Source organism: Neobacillus drentensis NBRC 102427, from assembly GCF_001591445.1.
GTDB classification, from domain to species: domain Bacteria; phylum Bacillota; class Bacilli; order Bacillales; family Cytobacillaceae; genus Neobacillus; species Neobacillus drentensis.
The window spans coordinates 1-17286 of the sequence record NZ_BCUX01000024.1; the positions used below are offsets into that span (position 1 = coordinate 1).

The window sequence follows — 17286 nt, forward strand, 5'->3', positions numbered from 1 at the left end:
AATAGCCAAGGTATAAACGTAAGACTGTAAGAATAGCCGCTGCAATTTTATTTTCTCTTAAAAATTTGTTAAACATAATTCATTCCGCCCTTCGAATTTTGTTTGTTCTTTATGATTACACTATATTTCATTTTTTCATTTAACAACATGGGTATAGTGATAAGTTCACATTATGTTTGAAATGTTATGACGAACTTTTGAACAGCCAAATCAATTAAATATTATGTAAATGTTGTAATCGTTTCAATTCGATTGTTATGTATATCATTTTTTGTTATTTTAAAGATAATGCCATGTTTAGTCGGTTTCGAAAAGCCAGAAAGTTGATGCAGAAAAGGGAGAAGCCAGAATGAGGATCAAAAAGACAAACGATAGATTAAATTGGATGCTCCTATTTAGTCTGATTGTCGTGTCGGAGTTATTAGATTTATTTTTTCCTTCCGTGGGTATTATCAAATTTGCTTCGCTTTTTATTCTGATAGGCATCCTTCCCGTCCTCATTCATTTCTTAAAAGGACAGAGCAGGAAGGACGATGAACTTCGGATAAATAAACTAAAATTAAAGAATATATTTGATACGTTAGATATAGCTATTTGGTCACATGATTTAAAGTCAGACGCTTTATTAATTACACCCGGGATTGAAAAATTATATGGGTATTCTTCTATTGATTTTTATAAGGACCTAGATCTTTGGAAAAGGGTAATTTATCCGGATGACTTAGCCGTTTTAGATGAGAGAGCGAAAAAATTAGCAAGGGGAGAGGCCGTCACAAGTGAATATCGAATTGTCCGACCGGATGGTGAAGTTCGTTGGATTTCGGATAGAGGATTTCCAACACTTGATGGTAAAGGTAATTTTGTAGATTTCAATAGTGTCCTGTTTGATATTACGGATCGGAAAGAAAGCGAAGATCTTTATCGTAGTTTAATAGAAATGTCACCTGATATTATAGCGGTTGTCAGTTTGGAAAAAATAGAATATATAAATGAGGCTGGTTGGAAGTTAGTTGGGGCATCGAGTCCGGAAGAAGTAATTGGTGAGTCTGCTCTGAAATTTGCTTCTTCCAATATTGTTCATTCAATAAGGCAAAAAGCAGGCAGTTTTGAGCTCCATAATCAAGAGAAATTAAGATTTGAATTCCAGGTGAATCGGCTAGATGGTCAGACTATAGATGTTGAAATGGCAGCAACCACCATCTTTTATGAAGGAAGATCTGCTGTGCAAGTGGTCGGAAGGGATATTACGGAGAGAAAGAAAACGGAGAAAACGATACAGTATATGGCCTTTTATGATTCATTGACTGGCCTGCCTAACCGAAATCAGTTCAGAAACCATCTAAACGAAATCTTAGCTAAACAAGATGACAAAATGCTGGCGGTTTTATTTTTAGATTTAGACCGGTTTAAGATTATTAATGATACAAAGGGTCATACGGTTGGTGATTTCATTCTTCAAAAGGTAGCCGCCCGTTTAGCAGCGACGGTGAAGAATGATGGGGTTGTCTCAAGGCAAGGCGGGGATGAGTTTATTATCCTATTAGAAGATATTGATAAGGAACGGGCCAAACATGTAGCCCAGCAAATCCTATCTGAATTCTCAAATCCGTTCGAAGTCCATGATCAAGAGTTCTTTGTTACACCAAGTATCGGGATTAGCTTGTACCCTGCCGATGGAATAGATGTGGAAACCTTAATAAAAAATGCAGACACGGCCATGTACCAGGCTAAAGAACGTGGTAAAAATAATTTTCAATTTTATTCCTCCAATTTAAATGGGATATATATAAGGAAAATGGAGATGGAGACTGGATTAAGAAAAGCACTGGAACAGAATCAATTGATGCTTCATTATCAACCGCAAGTGTCCTTGATAACAGGAGAATTAGTAGGAATTGAAGCATTAATCCGTTGGCAGCATCCTAAACATGGTCTGATTGCACCGTTAGAATTTATCCCACTTGCGGAGGAAACGGGCTTGATTGTTCCAATTGGTAAGTGGGTTTTACGGGAAGCCTGCAGGCAGCGAAAAGCGTGGGAATCGCTCGGTTTTCACGACTTTCCTATCGCAGTAAATGTCTCGGTCCGTCAATTTGAGGATGACCATCTCATCGAATATATTTCCGCTTTATTGGACGAATTTGATCTGAAGGGTATTCATTTAGAGCTAGAAATAACGGAAAGTATTATGCAAAATCTTGAGAACTCAACGATTATTTTAAATAAATTAAAGGAACTGGGTGTCCTTCTCTCAATCGATGATTTCGGAACAGGCTATTCCTCTTTAAGTTATTTAAAGCATCTTCCAATTGATAAAATAAAGATTGATAAATCATTTGTCGATGATATAATTTATCATTCCAATCAAGGAAAAATGGTGAAAATAATTATAGATATGGGCTTGAATTTAAACTTTTCTGTGATTGCTGAAGGAATCGAAACAAATGAACAACTCCATTTTTTAAAGGAAAATGAATGCAAGATTGGTCAAGGGTATTTCTTTAGTAAGCCAATTCCTGCAGATGAGATGGTTGAATATCTATTATCAAGAAATGAAAAGAATGGTGGTATCCCATTTTGATTGGGGTACCACTTTTTTGGATCCATTTAATTGGTCTTTTCCGGAAGGAGTGTTTTTCTAATGATTAATTTCCCCATTTCATGTACACCTTTAAGGTACAGCAGCTACCAGGCATGTTTGCGTTTGGTTGAGTGAAGAGCTCGAAGTCGACACCAGTTGGGGTGAATTTTGTGGTAACAGGGACTTTTAATCCAATGCTACTAATTAAATGATCAACCTCCGCTTTTTTTCCTTGCTGGGCTGCAGTCATCATTTTGCGAGCAAAGTCTGAATCTCCTAGTCGATCAAGCAATATACTTCCTTGCTCCATTAATAGCCGAAAGGATTTGACAGACTTCTCAAATATTTTAACATCTACTGGCGGATAACTCCTGGGGAATGTCTGTACCACTAATTGAGGCGGGTAAACGGGCAATGGAGGATAGATTGGATAGTGATATGGGTAATAATACATGGGCACTCTCCTTCCATATTTAAAACACAAGGCAATATACGGTATGTATCCTTGTCGATATTGGTTACTGGAGGGTTTTGTATAATTCATGATACATAATGAATGCATGTTGGAACTAATTTTATACTGATAAAAATTTATGAACTAGAAAATACTAGGGTTTAGGAAAGGAGGGATTACGAATGTCTGTGAAAAAGCGGGTAATAGGATTGGTTGTTGTGCTTGCAATGGCTGTGGTTATGACAACTCTAGGCTCAACCGGCGTATTTGCCGAATCCGGTGATGTAACTCAGCCCATGGAGACGGTTAAATCGCTTGAGGTCGAATTGAACGATAATTACTTTAATCCGAACGCCATCACTATTTCAAATGGAACAACCACAACGTTGATATTGAAAAACAAAGGTAAGAAAGAGCACACCTTCACAGTGGAAAAGCTCGGAATTGACGCCGAGGTACAACCAGGAAAAGAAAAAACCATTACCGTGGAACCGAAACAGCCAGGTACATATGAACTGATATGTCGGTACCATTTCCAGGGAGGAATGGTTGGGAAAGTAATAGTTAAATAAAGGGCCAATAAGGTATACGGCTACTTACTATGTATACCTTGAAGGTGCACTTATTTTTTATCATTCAGGCTTACATTTAATCCAATGTAGGCCTTCAAACTGATAAAAAACCTCGGTTTTCCCGAGGCTTTAAGCTACGTATAATTACATACAAGATTAGTATTCTTGTAGCTTGAGGAAGAACTTTTTTTGATTTTTTCGAGCGGTTCGGCTGTTTTAAACCACACTATTTTTAACGGTATTACTATCGCTGCCGTCAGGATCAAACAAAGCAACGCTTGGAAAATTGAAAGGGGATAGATCCCCATTTTGTTCCCCAATTCCTTGGTTCCGTTTATAGCTCACTAATTGGTCGATTAATTGAAACGAGCCCATATTAGCCACAGCTCCATTATCCATAGTATTAATTTTAAATCCAAGGACATTTATGACCGTCGGAGTGATAAATACCATATAAACACCTCAATTTATTAATAGAAAATCCTCTAAGCCGAAGATTGGTCCCAAAAGGGATACTACAAAAAACTTGATTTGACCGTCGGGCTGTCAATTAAATCCATATCCCATACCCCTGATTGAGATTGTAGGATGGGGGATAAATCTCCATTCTGTTCCCCAATTCCTTGGTTCCGTTTGTATGAAACAAATAAATCCAGATGCTGACTTGGACCAAGATTGACAACTGATCCATGGTCAATAGCATTAATCTTAATACCTAAAATATTGAGTACAACTGGCGCTAATGTCATGGTGTCATTCCTAAGGGGTTAGGTAGATTAGCTGTTTCAAAAGAGGTATTGGCATCAAGCTGATCCCGATCATCAACACTGCTCGTCGTACCAAAAAAGTTTGTTCCATCTCCCATATTTTGCCCTAATCCCATATTTTTCTTGTCTGAATTATGCCATTCAGCCAAAAGATTTTGACCAACATTTATAGCTGATGCATTCTCAAAGGAATTCACTTTAATAATATTAATATTTATGTTGATATAAGGGACCGAACCAGCCATGTCAAACCTCCTAAGTATTTCATAAAGGTTAAATTCTTGATCTTTCTGTGCAAGAATCCTCTATATCATTATCTATGACTGAACTTTTTGAGTAAACTCTTAGAGTATTATCTGCCAATTGCTGCCCAAACCCTTGATTTTTTTTTGCACTTACATTTCTGTTTTTTTTAATGGTGGAACTAAATGATATTGAACTTGAATGATCAATATTATTCAGTTTAAAAGCGCCTATATTCACCTTAGTTGGTAAAAAGAACATAGATTATGATCCTTCCTTTTTTTCTTCCCGGGTATTGAAAGATATGCATCTAAAGTAGAAATTATGTTACCTGTTAATCTAGATAGTATATAAGATTGGAATGATAATATTTATTATAGTTTAGCTGTAAAGATTTTATTATGAATGAATTAATAAAAATTAAATATGATTATCTATAGATGAGACATTTATTAGGATAATTTAAATCACTACGTTACATCGCTAGGGGGGATCCACCATGGATATGAATAAGATGTTGCAATGGATGGATTTGGCAAAAAAATATCAGAATACCGATTTTTGGAATGAGATATTAGGACAGTCCTCCTTAGATGAATTTATGAAGAATAATTCAGATCTTTGGCAGGCCGGTGACTCTTCTTTAGAACCTAGACAAGCAAAAACGTTTCCACCCACAGATATCCACATAACAGATGAGGAGGTAATGTTGATATCGGATCTGGCCGGTTACGCGAAAGAAAATATTCAATTGTCTGTGTCAGGTACAAAGCTATTAATTAAAGGAAACAACAACCAGATAAATAAAGGTGAGCTAGTGCAAAAAGAAAGATATCAAGGTGATTTTGAACGAATAATTCAGCTCCCTGAACCCACGTATCCAAATCAGATTCGGGCAAGATTCCATAATGGACTTCTTATTGTTGCATATAAACGGCAATTTAGGAATGAAGAGCAAGTACCAATTGAGTAAACTAACTTGTTTGTAGAATTACTGGTTTTCATTAGACTTTATACTGTGGGAAAAAATAAATAATTGTGGGGATTTATTATGTCTATGAAAGGGATTTTTAATCAAAAAAGTAAAAAACCGAAAAATGATTTGAATGAAATAGAACAGCAAATTTTAAGAATAAATGCACTTGAAGTTCAAATAAAAAGTTTGTTAAAGCTTGAAAAACAAGTTCGGGCATTCATGTTTGGAATGGGCAGTGGAGAAAAAAAATCCTTGTCCGCAGAAGAAGAAAAAGAGAGGGAAAGAAAGATACTTCATTTAGTGGAACGACATCTTTCAGAAAAATTAGCTACTCATATTAAAAAACAAGAAATGATGCATGAAAAAGTAATGTCGTTGGAGAGACAAATTTTGAAGCTAATGGAACAAGAAAGCCTTCAATTCAACGGTTTCTCTAAGGAAGAGAGAAATAATCAATCGAAATTAGAAGGAATGACAGCATTAGGCTCACCCTTTGACGGGGACGAGCCGGAAGAATTAGATGTTGAATCATTTGATTCAAATATAAAAATGAGAGTCCTTGCATTGGAAAATAATTATTTACTGGTTAATGAAGTACAAGCCGGGCTACTTAAAAGAATGGATAATCTTACAGAAAAATGTAATGAATTAACGAAGAAAATGGTGGAAACAGAAGAATCGACTATACAGCAAGATTCCATTTGTAACACATTATATATAGATAAGCTTTATTTAGATAAATATGAGCAAAACAACAACATTTCCCAGCTTGGCATTAATCATCTGAGTGGTGCCCTAAACATTGGTGCTACATACGGAAGTGATGCTGTACCGAAGCAAATAACTGAGCAAGTAAAAGAGGATATAGCAAAAATGAAGGCTGTAAAAGAGGAAATGGAAAAAAATCAAACCAGTGCAGAAAAACAGCCAGAACCCCAAAGTAAAGAAGAAAAGCAGCCAGATTCCCAAAATAATGAGTCATCCTCTCACGTGAATCCCATGCCACCTGATGCAGATATACCATATACTGACATTGTTATAGAGGACGACCCTTCCCTAGGTGAAAATCCTCTATAAATGTGGTATTCTTGATAATGGTGTGTACCCAATTAAAGTGAAATGGGATGAGTTTTTATGCTGCAAAAGTTAAATAAACAACTAGAAAGAATCATGCCATTAATCACTCCGGTGGGTGTGCTGACTGGGGTATTGTTCAGTGTTCACTTAAAGGATTTCTCCTATTTAATTCCATGGATTTTTGCATTTATGACCTTTGCTGGCAGTTTAGGTTCTAATTTCCGTTCATTAAAAGAAGTGATTGTTCATCCGTTTCCAATTATTATTGCCATGGCCATTCTCCACGTCCTGATGCCAATTTGGGCCTGGGGTGTGGGTCATGTGGCTTTTTCCGGCGATATTTATACGATCACTGGACTTGTTTTAGGCATGGTCATTCCAACAGGAGTGACTAGCTTCATGTGGGTGGCCATATACAAAGGAAACATTCCATTGGTCTTATCGATTATTTTAATTGATACGTTGCTTTCGCCAATTATTGTTCCATTTTCGCTTTCGTTATTTATAGGTGGAAAAATAGAAATGGACTTTTTTAATATCATGAAGGGTCTATTGGGGATGGTTGTGATTCCTTCCCTAATTGGGATGTACCTAAACCAAGTGACAAAGGGGAGAATTAAAGACCAAATAGGGACTCGGCTTGCACCCTTTTCGAAAATCAGCATTGGATTTGTAGTCATGCTTAATGGGGCAGTTGTCGCACCCTATTTAAAACATATAGACCTTAAACTAGTGGGTATAACCCTAACTGTCTTTATGATTGCGCTGACTGGTTATTTGTTTTCATTTATTATTGGGAGATTTTTAAGTGGTGGGCGAGATACTGTTATTTCGCTAACATTCACTGGCGGAATGAGGAATATTAGTGCCGGTGCAGTGATTGCCATTACTTACTTCCCGGCTGCGGTTGCGGTACCGGTAGTTGTCGGTATGCTGTTTCAGCAAACCCTTGCTTCGTTAAATGGGTATTTTCTTAATCGATACTATAATAAAAAAATCGAAAGGCAAGAATCGATTGCGTTATAAAATTGTGTTTTAAACTAAGAAATCCCCTCGGAATTATTTGCGAGGGGATGTTTTTTGAGGGAACTCCCTCACAAGTAGGGATTACTTGGTTGCATACTTGATAATTCCGGATAAATAAATGGAGCAGTCTCTTTGCACAACTTCTCTTAATTTTATTTTACCATCTTTTACCAACTCTCTAACCAAGCCATCAATAAGTCTTTCATCTTCTTTTGCAGCCTTTGGAATCTCAATTGAAAATAAATTACTCCGACTGGAAGAGTGTAGATTTTTTAATAATTCAGATTTATTCATTGGACAACCCCTTTACTATAACTTCGACAGTAAGGGGCTTTTCTCCTTTGTAATTAAACAAATATTAAGTCTCCATCAAAATAAACTACTCTTTTGTTAGTTCTTCCTCAAAGAAAAAGGTATTGGGATGTTCATTGACAATGTAAGAGTACCGTTTCATATTTTTTACATATTGAGATTTATGGATGGTTACTGATTCTCCCGAAGAACGGATATGAACTTCATCGCCATCATTAAACATACTTTTCTTCATTGTTTCATCCTTTCAAACCAAGGTTAAATGAGAGTTAAGGGACATGATCTATTTTTCTATCCAGCATCTATGCTGGCTATTTTATTATTTCCTATGCATCGAGATCTATATGCTGAAATTTGCTTACTTGAAACAGTCCCTTATCTGTTAGCTTTAGTTCTGGTATAACAGGCAGTGCTAAAAATGAAATCGTTAAAAATGGGTTGAAGTGGTCGTTTGCACCAATTTCTTTGAGGGCAAGATTTATTTCATTTAGACTGGCATAAACCTCCTGATATGGCCGGTCAGACATTAACCCTGCGATGGAAAGCTCCAATGAGGCAATCACTTGCCCATGATTGACCACCACGAGACCCCCTTGGATATTTTTAATGGCTTTTGCAGCAACTACCATATCAAAATCAGTCGTTCCGGCCATAATAAGATTATGGGAATCATGAGCAATGGTTGTGGCGATGGCTCCGGACTTTAAACCTAAACCTTTGACAATCCCTAAACCTTTTTGATTTTTCAAATGATGGCGCTCAATCACTGCCAGCTTTAATTGGTCATTGTTAATGGAAGGTTGAAATAACCCCAAATCACTCCTATCAACTTTTTCAATAAGATGACGCGTTACAAGGCTATTGGGAATAATCTCAATAATATTTGCGTTGTTTGTTCTTAATGGAATGTGGAAATCATTTTCCGTAAGCTCATGGTAACGGACAGAATTTCTTAACCGCTTTGTTTCAACTAGCGTATGATTCTGTGATTCAATCATAAGCCTTCCATTCTCGACCACTGCGATTCCATCTTTAAAAACGGTTGTTATCTTTATTTTCTCCAGATCATCGAATAGGAAGAAATCTGCTTTGTATCCAGGTGCAATTGCCCCCTTAGACTCGAGCCCAAAGCATTCAGCAGCATTGATCGTTGCCATTTGTATCGCCATGATTGAAGATAAACCTGAAGCAATCGTGAGTCTGACGTTATGATCAACACTGCCATCTTGGATGAGGTCATCTAAATGCTTATCATCCGTTACGAATAAACATCTTCGTGCATTGTGATCATTGACGATTGGAATTAATTGCTGTAAATCTTTTGCAACCGTACCTTCACGAATCATTAAGTACATTCCTCTTCTGAGACGTTCTTTTGCTTCGGAAGCTGTTGTACTTTCATGATCAGTGGAAATGCCTGCTGCCATATACACATTCAAATCATTGGGAGACAACCCTGCCGCGTGACCGTCAATTTTTTTGCCAAATTGTTTTGCTGTTAAGATTTTATTGAGCATATCATCCTCAACTGTTAGGACAGCTGGGAAATTCATGACCTCGGCTAATCCAAGTACACGTGGCTGCTGATAAAATGGTTTTAAATCTGCTGAATGTAAAGTAGCCCCCGAATTCTCAAATTCGGTCGCAGGGACACATGAAGGAAGCATGAAGAAAAAGTCAAACGGTAAGTTTTCAGAGGAATCAAGCATATATTGGATTCCGTCAACTCCTAATACGTTGGCGATTTCATGAGGGTCAGCAATGACAGTGGTCACGCCGTGCAGAAGAAGGACTTTGGCAAATTCGTTAGGTGTGACCATTGAGGATTCGATATGAACATGACCATCGATGAAAGCAGGGGAGATATAACGGCCTTTTGCATCAATCACCCTATTTCCCTCATAGTCTCCGATACCCGCAAAGTATCCATCGACAATCGCTAGATCACCTTCGATTATTTCTCCATTAAAGACGTCGATAATTTTGCCATTTTTAATGACAGTATCCGCTGGTTCTCGTTTAGATGCTACAGAGATTCTTTTTTTTAATTGGTTTCCCTCCATAGAACAACATCCTCTTCTGTCAATTTAATACTCCACTTTATCATTTGCATTCTCCCAGGTTCTAAACGGCAAATCGCCATTCGTTGGAAAAATTTTTTTCATTTGTATTTTACGATTTTCAACGGGAATGGAGAGTTGGTCATAAATAAATTGGTCATCGAACCCGATCTTTGCCGCATCTTGCTTCGTGCAAGCATAATAAACAGCTTTAGGGCGTGCCCAATAAATAGCACCAATACACATCGGGCAAGGTTCGCAGCTGGTATAAATTTCACAGCCGGTAAGCTGAAAGTCGTTTAAAAATCGGCACGCATCACGAATGGCTTGCACTTCGGCGTGTGCGGTTGGATCGTTTGTTGCAGTTACTGCATTTTTCCCCATACCAATTATTTTTCCATCCTTGACGACAATTGCTCCAAAAGGTCCGCCTTGTTTCGTTAACACATTATTTAAGGCCAGTTCAATCGCTTTTTCCATAAAGTGAAAATCTGACATAGAACCTCTCCATTCTATTTTTCAATTAGTCTATTTTTCATCATGAAAAAAGATGACAGGTAGCTTTAATAATATTGTTCAACTACCTACTGTAAATCAACCTGACCTTAAGAAAATTGGAAAAGAACATGGGTGTATTTTAAGAGGTCTTTCAATATATATAGAGTTATATAACTTAGAAAAAAACAGGAGGTCATAAATGAACAGTACTCGGGTTGGAATGTTAACTGTTTGGAATAAAAAGGTGCTTTCTTTTGAAGGATAAATGCGGGGTCATCGCAGTCTATCTTGCCGCGGGCAAGAGCCGCCGGATGGGAGTTAACAAGCTGGCACTCCCTTTCGGCGGGAAAACAATTGGTAATTCAGTCTTAGAAAAGGCAGTGAATTCTAAACTGGACTTTACGATTGTTGTGAAAAGGGAAGAGGATTCGCTCCGTTGGATTGACGACACCCTTTTTGAAACCACCTTCCGGGAACGCTGGAAAGCTGTTGTTTGCCGAGAAGCAGATAAAGGGCAAGCCCATTCCTTACAATCTGGGTTGCTGGCAGCGATGGAAACGGAACCAAAGGGAATCATGGTCCTTCTCGCTGACCAACCTCTCCTGCCGTTAAGAATCATCAATGATATGGTATCCCGATATCTACTGCAAGGTCGTGTTCCATTCCTTGCCGCCAGTTTTCAGGGAATTCCAAGACCACCGATCATTTTTTCACCACAAATGGTTCCTGATTTATTGAAACTAGTGGGCGACGAAGGTGCAAGACAGCTTTTTAAAAAAAGGGAATTAACCGGAATGCTGGTAGAATATGAAAATGATGCGGACTTTTTTGATGTCGATACTAAAAATGACTATCAATGGTTGAAAGGGTGTGGCCACAGGAAGTGAATAGTCAGAGGACTTCCATCGTAGAAGTAAATCAAATGAATAAAGAAGAATTTGTGAGTAAAGTAGGCTGGGTGTTTGAGCACTCCCCATGGGTGGCCACAATGTCGTGGGATTGTCTGCCCTTTAAATCTCGCGAGGAACTCTTACAAACGATGGTGGCAGTGGTGAAAAATGCCGATCGGACCTTGCAATTGGCCCTGCTTCGTGCCCATCCAGATCTCGGGACAAGATTAAAAATATCAGAGGTATCGCAAAAGGAGCAAGCTGGTGTAGGTCTTGATAAGCTCTCGACAAAGGATTATGGAGAGTTTGTTTCACTCAATCAAAGGTATGTTGAGCAATTTGAGTTTCCTTTTATTATGGCAGTGAAAGGACAAAACAAGGATGCAATCCTAGCTGCGATGAAAGAACGGGTAGGTAATACCTATGAACAAGAGTTGCTGACAGCCTTAAATGAGGTCTATAAAATTGCCGGCTTCCGCGTATATGATGTTATTCAATAAAGGGGATGATGAGATGAAAAGAACGATGCGCTATGGAAAAGATGATGTTTGGGTTTACCGTACGTATGCAGCCCCGCTTACAGGAGTCCGTTCGATTCCTGAATCAGCTTTTACTGGCCGAAGCAATATTCTTTTTGGAATGAATGTGAAGGTAGCAGTGGAAGGGGATGCCTTCTTATCATCCTTTAAAGATGGAGATAATACCTTAGTGGTAGCAACCGATTCGATGAAAAATTTCATTCTAAAGCATGCCGGCGATTATCAAGGTTCGACACAAGAAGGGTTTCTAGAATTTGTCGCCCGCCGTTTCCTTGAGACCTATCCACATATGAGTGCTGTTGACATTTCTAGCGAACAAATCCTATTCGACGAGCTTCAAGTGCCGACGAAAGGTAGTTTTGAACCGAGTCCATTGGTGTTTCGCTATTCATTAAATGAACAGTCTGTTGCATCCGTTGAAGTGAAGCGCTCCGGAGAAGAGATCATCACAGCCGATCATCTAAGCAGTTTGAAAGGACTAAAGCTTCTAAAGGTACGAGGAAGCTCTTTTTTCGGCTTTATAAAGGATGAATATACAACATTGCCGGAATCATACGACAGGCCGCTGTTTATCTTTTTAAATATCGGGTGGCGCTATCACGATTTCGAGGGCGCCCGAGGAAGTACGAAAGATGGGTATGTTGCAGCAGAGCAAGTCAGGGATATTGCTTATACCGTTTTTCATGAAGAAAACTCTCCTTCCATTCAAAATTTAATCTACCGGATTGGTCTTCGGATATTAAAGCGCTTTCCGCAGTTAGTGGAAGTTTGTTTTGAATCCAATAACCGTACTTGGGAAACTGTTTTAGACGAAATTCCTGCCTCACAAGAAGGAAAAGTTTTTACCGAACCGCGTCCTCCGTTTGGGTTTCAATGTTTCTCCATGACACGTGAAGATTTAGAAAATCCCGGGGAATCACCGACATGACTGGAAAAGTAACTACCCATGTCCTTGATTTAAGTTTGGGAAAACCGGCAAGCGGTGTGTTAGTGGAAATGTGGCGGGTAGGTTCAGACAATAAATTCGAATTCCTACTATCCACCTATACGAATGAAGATGGCCGCGTCAATCACCCTCTCATCGAGGGGCGCAATATGAATAAAGGAATCTATGAAATTCGTTTTCATGTTGGAGATTATTTTCGGAAACACGGCACTTTTCTCGGGGAGTCTTCATTCCTGGATTGTGTTCCCGTTCGCTTCGGCATTTCAGAACCCGCCTCCCACTATCATGTACCATTGTTGATTTCCCCGGGTGGGTACAATACGTATCGCGGGAGTTAAGGAGGATCCTAAGATGGATGAACGATGGGTGAAGAATGGGCTTGTTTTTACCGAGGAGGGCTTTCGAGAGGTAAACATTCGAGTCATTGATGAACGGATTGACTCGCTTGTAAAAAATGAAGGAGAGCCGTGGAAAGAGGAATCAGATACGATGATTGATGCAAGCGGCTGTCTGGTGGTTCCCGGCTTTATTGATGCCCATGTCCATTTCAATGACCCGGGCAGAACCGATTGGGAAGGAATTGAGACCGGGAGCCGTGCCGCGGCTATTGGCGGGACCACAACCATTTTTGATATGCCACTGAATTGTGCACCCTCTGTTACTAATTTTAAGAGTTTACAAGATAAAAAGCAGTATTTAACAACCATGTCACATGTTGATTACGCTCTTTGGGGAGGAATGACAGACACGAACATCAAGAACCGCCATGAACTCTCTCAAATGAGTGAGGGGATCATTGGGTGGAAGGCATTTATGAGTGAAAGCGGGATCGATGATTTCCAGTTTGTATCACCAGATGGATTGAAACAAGCGATGAAGGCTGCAAAGGAGCATCGGAAAATTCTCGCTCTCCATGCGGAATGGGATGAGGAGATTAATAAATTGACAGCTTTATATAAAAATAGGGCTGGGATGAATGAGCGAAAAGCCTTTCTCGCGAGCAGGCCCGTATCGGCAGAAGAGAAAGCAGTTAGTTATGCCCTAGAGCTTGCTGCAAAATATGGAACAGCCCTGCATTTTGTGCATATCAGTTCAGCGAAAGTAGTCGGACTTATCGAACAAGCTAAAAATTGCGGAGTAGATGTTACAGTTGAAACCTGCCCGCATTATTTAATTTTTGATGAAAAGGATTTTTTAAAAAAGGGCGCCATTCTCAAATGTGCACCGCCATTAAGAGCACGCGAAGAGGTCGAAGGGCTCTGGGACTGCATTCAAAGAGGCTGGATAGACACGATTGGTTCAGATCATTCCCCGTGTCTTTATTCTATGAAAGCAACGGATTCGATTTGGGATGCATGGGGTGGGATTCAAGGAGTTCAATTTACGTGGCTTGCGCTTCTTGATGAGGCGCTTAAGCGTGGAATAAACCTAGGTGAAATTTTACCCCTAGGTACGTCAAAAGTGGCTGAACGGTTTGGTATTGCTAACCGAAAAGGTCAAATTCGTCCAGGCTTAGATGCGGACTTAGTGTTGATACGATTAGATGAATCAACGGTTGCGGATAAACAGTCATTGGCTTTTCGAAATGCCTATTCACCCTATGAAAATAGGGAGTTTTTGCTCAGGGTTAAGAAAACTATTCTTCGAGGAAAGGTCATTTATGATGATCAATCCGGGGTGTTTAAGGAAAAATTAGGTGTTTGCCTTTAAGCAAGGGAGGGCGAGTGATGAAGCAGTTCCCCAATAATTTGGCTGAAGCGATTGAGTGGCTCAGTTCGTTTGGTGCAGTAAGTGAAGGTGGAGTGACTCGGACCCTCTATTCCAAACCTTGGAAGGAAGCGCAGCAAGCTTTACGGGAATGGATGGAGCTGCTCGGGCTCAAGACAAAATTCGATTCGATTGGAAACCTATTTGGACGACTGCCAACCGTAGATCCAGAGGCTCCAACAATACTAGTTGGGTCCCATGTTGATACGGTGATTTCTGGCGGTAAGTACGATGGTGCCTATGGAATTGTTGCTGCCATCCTAGCTTTAAGCCATCTAAAAAAGGAGTATGGGCAGCCAATTCTAAACCTGGAAGTGGTCTCATTATGTGAAGAGGAGGGGAGCCGTTTTCCGATTGCCTGTTCGGGGTCAGGGCTGGTGACAGGCACCTATTCTTTAGCCGATATGATCGGTGTTAGGGATTCGAATGGAATTGGCTTTGAAACTGCTATGAAAGAGGCTGGTTTTGGGCTTGAAGCTGATAATTACACGGTCCGTAACGATATTCATGCATTCGTTGAATTACATATCGAACAAGGACTTAGCCTTGAAAAACTAGCGAAATCGATAGGGATTGTTCAAACCATTGTTGGTCAAAAACGCTTTCGAATCACAGTAAAAGGCGAACCCAATCATGTCGGTACAACATTAATGAAATGGCGAAAAGATGCCTTGAGTGGCGGGGTGTTAATGATTCATGAATTATATGAACTTGCTAAAGAATATGATGAAAATTTGGTCACGACGGTGGGTCAGCTGTTTGTAGAGCCGAATGTTTCAAATGTCATACCTGGTCAAATCGTTTTTACAGTCGATGCCAGACATCCAGTCGAGTCTGTTTTAAACTCCTTTTGTGAACGATTTATCAGTCGATTTCTTGCCATTGCCGCATCAGCGGTGCTAGAGATTGAGATAGAAAAATGGCATGAGGTTCTTCCAGTTCAAATGGATCCAAGCCTAAATGAAAGGATAGAGACGATTTGCGTAAAGGAAAAGGTTTCCTATCATGTGATGAACAGCGGGGCGGGGCATGATGCTCAGTTGTTTGCTCAAATTTGTCCAACTACTTTGATTTTTGTCCCAAGCCAGGGAGGAATCAGCCATTCACCATTGGAATATACATCCCCCACCGACTTAGAAAAGGGTCTTGAGGTACTAAGCCAATTATTACATCAACTAGCGTATCCACAGCAAAAAGGAGGAGCATTATGAATCAGGATAAGGAAAGGTTGGTCCGGTGGATTGAGGAGCACCAAGCGGAAATGATTGATTTTTTACAAAGGATCGTGCAAGTCCCGTCGGATAACCCGGCTGGTGACTGTTACCCGATTGCCGCATTCTTACAGCAACAGCTTCTAGAACTCGGCTTTGAGGAGATTTCGTTATTAGAGGTAGACCAGGAAGAAGTAAAGGCCGCTGGAATGATTAGTTTGGCTAACGTCCTTAGCTGCACAAAGTTTGGGGGCGGGGAAGGACTGTGTGTCGCCTTAAATGCTCACGGTGATGTCGTACCGCCAGGTTTAGGCTGGAGTGTTGACCCATACGGAGGAGAGGTCATTAATGGGAAGATGTATGGGCGTGGTGTGGCAGTTTCTAAATCCGATATTGCTGCTTATTCCTACGCCGTTTTAGCCTTAAAAAAGGCGGGAATCAGTCAACAGTTGCAAGGGGAAATCGACCTTGCATTTACGTTTGATGAAGAAACAGGCGGAGAATTAGGCCCTAGACGACTGCTCGAACAAAGAACTATAAGTCCTAATATGGCGATTTCGGCTGGTTTTACCTATTCGGCAGTGAATGCCCATAACGGCTGTTTACATTTTGAAGTGATAACAACAGGGAAGTCTGCCCATGCTGCTCTGCCCCATACAGGAATTGATGCGCTAGAGGCGACAACTAAGATATTAAATGGGTTATATGAATACCGCCAAACGCTCACGGCGAAGAAATCCCCTGTGGCTGGGATTGACCATCCAACCTTGGTTATCGGTCTCATTTCAGGTGGAATTAACACGAATGTTGTGCCCGATCAATGTACGCTAAGGGTCGACCGTAGATTAATTCCAGGTGAAGACGCGGCACAAGCGGAAGCGGAATTTAGAAAAGTTGTTGAGGAAGCAGTTCAGACGACCGAAGGGATTAAACTTGGAATTCGAAAAATCCTTCAAGCAGAAAGCTTTGGTCCTGTTCCAGAAGACTCTCCACTGATTACCGCATTATCGTCGAATTGGCAGTCCGTTATGAAGGGCAAGGGTGAATTAGCCATTAACGGAGTCCCAATCTATGCCGATGCCCGCCATTTTTATGAAAAGGGCATCCCGACGATTATGTTTGGTGTCGGCCCAAAAAGGCTTGAAGAGGCCAATGGACACCGGGCGGATGAGAATATCCGTCTAGAGGATTTGGTTACGGCCACCAAAATAATTGCTTGTACACTTTATGATTTACTGGGGGAGGGAAGGGCCGGAAAGGATTAACTAATAATTGAGAGTTAATTTTATGGGAAAACATGAGACTCGCCAATCAAACGGCGGGTTTCCTTTACCTTATTGGTCTATAATTGTGATAGGGATATTTGG

The 17286-nt window shown here is 40.0% G+C and carries 21 protein-coding genes; 12 read left to right on the plus strand and 9 right to left on the minus strand.

Translation table 11 applies throughout. From position 1 onward, the window contains the following. Positions 1–349: 349 nt before the first annotated feature. The gene (locus tag BDR01S_RS13165; RefSeq protein ID WP_066250972.1) at positions 350–2581 is read left to right on the plus strand and encodes a GGDEF and EAL domain-containing protein; all 2232 of its coding nucleotides are present in this window, start codon (positions 350–352) and stop codon (positions 2579–2581) included. 64 nt (positions 2582–2645) lie between these two features. Here BDR01S_RS13165 and BDR01S_RS13170 read toward each other — a convergent pair whose 3' ends face one another. Next, complete coding sequence (locus BDR01S_RS13170; protein ID WP_066250975.1) at positions 2646–3035, minus strand: YuzC family spore coat inner layer protein; 390 nt, start codon at positions 3033–3035, stop codon at positions 2646–2648. A gap of 182 nt (positions 3036–3217) precedes the next feature. Here BDR01S_RS13170 and BDR01S_RS13175 point away from each other — a divergent pair, with 182 nt between their 5' ends. Continuing rightward, complete coding sequence (locus BDR01S_RS13175; protein WP_066250978.1) at positions 3218–3607, plus strand: cupredoxin domain-containing protein; 390 nt, start codon at positions 3218–3220, stop codon at positions 3605–3607. Positions 3608–3823: 216 nt separating this feature from the next. On the opposite strand, the gene BDR01S_RS13180 is transcribed toward BDR01S_RS13175, so the two are convergent. The 4 genes from BDR01S_RS13180 to BDR01S_RS25765 form a co-directional block, all read right to left on the minus strand. Further along, positions 3824–4060 (minus strand): hypothetical protein, encoded by a 237-nt coding sequence (locus BDR01S_RS13180; RefSeq protein WP_066250981.1) that lies wholly within the window; start codon positions 4058–4060, stop codon positions 3824–3826. A 62-nt stretch (positions 4061–4122) separates the two neighbouring features. Beyond that, complete coding sequence (locus BDR01S_RS13185; protein ID WP_066250985.1) at positions 4123–4356, minus strand: hypothetical protein; 234 nt, start codon at positions 4354–4356, stop codon at positions 4123–4125. Then, on the minus strand, positions 4353–4619 hold the full coding sequence (locus BDR01S_RS13190; protein ID WP_066250989.1) for a hypothetical protein: 267 nt from the start codon (positions 4617–4619) through the stop codon (positions 4353–4355). The genes BDR01S_RS13185 and BDR01S_RS13190 overlap by 4 nt, the downstream gene beginning before the upstream one ends. Positions 4620–4647: 28 nt before the next feature. Next, positions 4648–4857, minus strand: a complete 210-nt coding sequence (locus tag BDR01S_RS25765) for a hypothetical protein (RefSeq protein WP_235846561.1) — start codon at positions 4855–4857, stop codon at positions 4648–4650. 259 nt (positions 4858–5116) lie between these two features. Here BDR01S_RS25765 and BDR01S_RS13200 point away from each other — a divergent pair, with 259 nt between their 5' ends. From BDR01S_RS13200 to BDR01S_RS13210, 3 genes are all read left to right on the plus strand, one after another. Further along, entirely contained in the window at positions 5117–5590 is a 474-nt protein-coding gene (locus tag BDR01S_RS13200; RefSeq protein ID WP_066250994.1) for an Hsp20/alpha crystallin family protein, read from the plus strand. A 78-nt stretch (positions 5591–5668) separates the two neighbouring features. Then, the gene (locus BDR01S_RS13205; protein ID WP_066250995.1) at positions 5669–6670 is read left to right on the plus strand and encodes a hypothetical protein; all 1002 of its coding nucleotides are present in this window, start codon (positions 5669–5671) and stop codon (positions 6668–6670) included. Between the two features lie 57 nt (positions 6671–6727). After that, positions 6728–7696: a bile acid:sodium symporter family protein gene (locus BDR01S_RS13210; RefSeq protein ID WP_066250998.1), complete on the plus strand. Its 969-nt coding sequence runs from the start codon at positions 6728–6730 to the stop codon at positions 7694–7696. A gap of 81 nt (positions 7697–7777) precedes the next feature. Here BDR01S_RS13210 and BDR01S_RS13215 read toward each other — a convergent pair whose 3' ends face one another. The 4 genes from BDR01S_RS13215 to BDR01S_RS13225 all read right to left on the minus strand — a co-directional run bounded on the left by BDR01S_RS13215 (position 7778) and on the right by BDR01S_RS13225 (position 10566). Continuing rightward, positions 7778–7990, minus strand: a complete 213-nt coding sequence (locus BDR01S_RS13215) for a hypothetical protein (protein WP_066251001.1) — start codon at positions 7988–7990, stop codon at positions 7778–7780. Positions 7991–8075: 85 nt separating this feature from the next. Next, positions 8076–8243, minus strand: coding sequence for a hypothetical protein (locus BDR01S_RS25770; RefSeq protein WP_166256488.1), 168 nt, complete (start codon positions 8241–8243; stop codon positions 8076–8078). A 91-nt stretch (positions 8244–8334) separates the two neighbouring features. Beyond that, positions 8335–10071, minus strand: a complete 1737-nt coding sequence (gene ade, locus BDR01S_RS13220) for an adenine deaminase (RefSeq protein WP_066251004.1) — start codon at positions 10069–10071, stop codon at positions 8335–8337. Between the two features lie 24 nt (positions 10072–10095). Continuing rightward, positions 10096–10566: a nucleoside deaminase gene (locus BDR01S_RS13225; protein ID WP_066251006.1), complete on the minus strand. Its 471-nt coding sequence runs from the start codon at positions 10564–10566 to the stop codon at positions 10096–10098. Between the two features lie 254 nt (positions 10567–10820). Between BDR01S_RS13225 and BDR01S_RS13230 the strand changes: the two genes are divergently transcribed. Genes BDR01S_RS13230 through BDR01S_RS13260 form a run of 7 tightly spaced genes read left to right on the plus strand, consistent with a single transcriptional unit; the run spans position 10821 to position 17184 of the window. After that, entirely contained in the window at positions 10821–11453 is a 633-nt protein-coding gene (locus BDR01S_RS13230) for a nucleotidyltransferase family protein (RefSeq protein ID WP_066363187.1), read from the plus strand. Then, positions 11450–11956 carry a 2-oxo-4-hydroxy-4-carboxy-5-ureidoimidazoline decarboxylase gene (gene uraD / locus BDR01S_RS13235; protein ID WP_235846562.1) on the plus strand — a complete coding sequence of 169 codons (507 nt, stop codon included), beginning with the start codon at positions 11450–11452 and terminating at the stop codon, positions 11954–11956. The genes BDR01S_RS13230 and uraD overlap by 4 nt, the downstream gene beginning before the upstream one ends. 13 nt (positions 11957–11969) lie before the next feature. Continuing rightward, complete coding sequence (gene pucL, locus BDR01S_RS13240; protein WP_082797421.1) at positions 11970–12923, plus strand: factor-independent urate hydroxylase; 954 nt, start codon at positions 11970–11972, stop codon at positions 12921–12923. Then, positions 12920–13279 carry a hydroxyisourate hydrolase gene (gene uraH / locus BDR01S_RS13245; protein ID WP_066251016.1) on the plus strand — a complete coding sequence of 120 codons (360 nt, stop codon included), beginning with the start codon at positions 12920–12922 and terminating at the stop codon, positions 13277–13279. The genes pucL and uraH overlap by 4 nt, the downstream gene beginning before the upstream one ends. 13 nt (positions 13280–13292) lie before the next feature. Beyond that, a complete protein-coding gene (gene allB / locus BDR01S_RS13250) occupies positions 13293–14651 on the plus strand; it encodes an allantoinase AllB (RefSeq protein ID WP_066251019.1) in 1359 nt (452 codons plus the stop codon). A gap of 17 nt (positions 14652–14668) precedes the next feature. Beyond that, complete coding sequence (locus BDR01S_RS13255) at positions 14669–15919, plus strand: Zn-dependent hydrolase (RefSeq protein WP_066251021.1); 1251 nt, start codon at positions 14669–14671, stop codon at positions 15917–15919. Continuing rightward, a complete protein-coding gene (locus BDR01S_RS13260) occupies positions 15916–17184 on the plus strand; it encodes an ArgE/DapE family deacylase (RefSeq protein ID WP_066251024.1) in 1269 nt (422 codons plus the stop codon). Before BDR01S_RS13255 ends, BDR01S_RS13260 begins: the two co-directional genes overlap by 4 nt. The last annotated feature ends 102 nt before the right edge of the window (positions 17185–17286 follow it).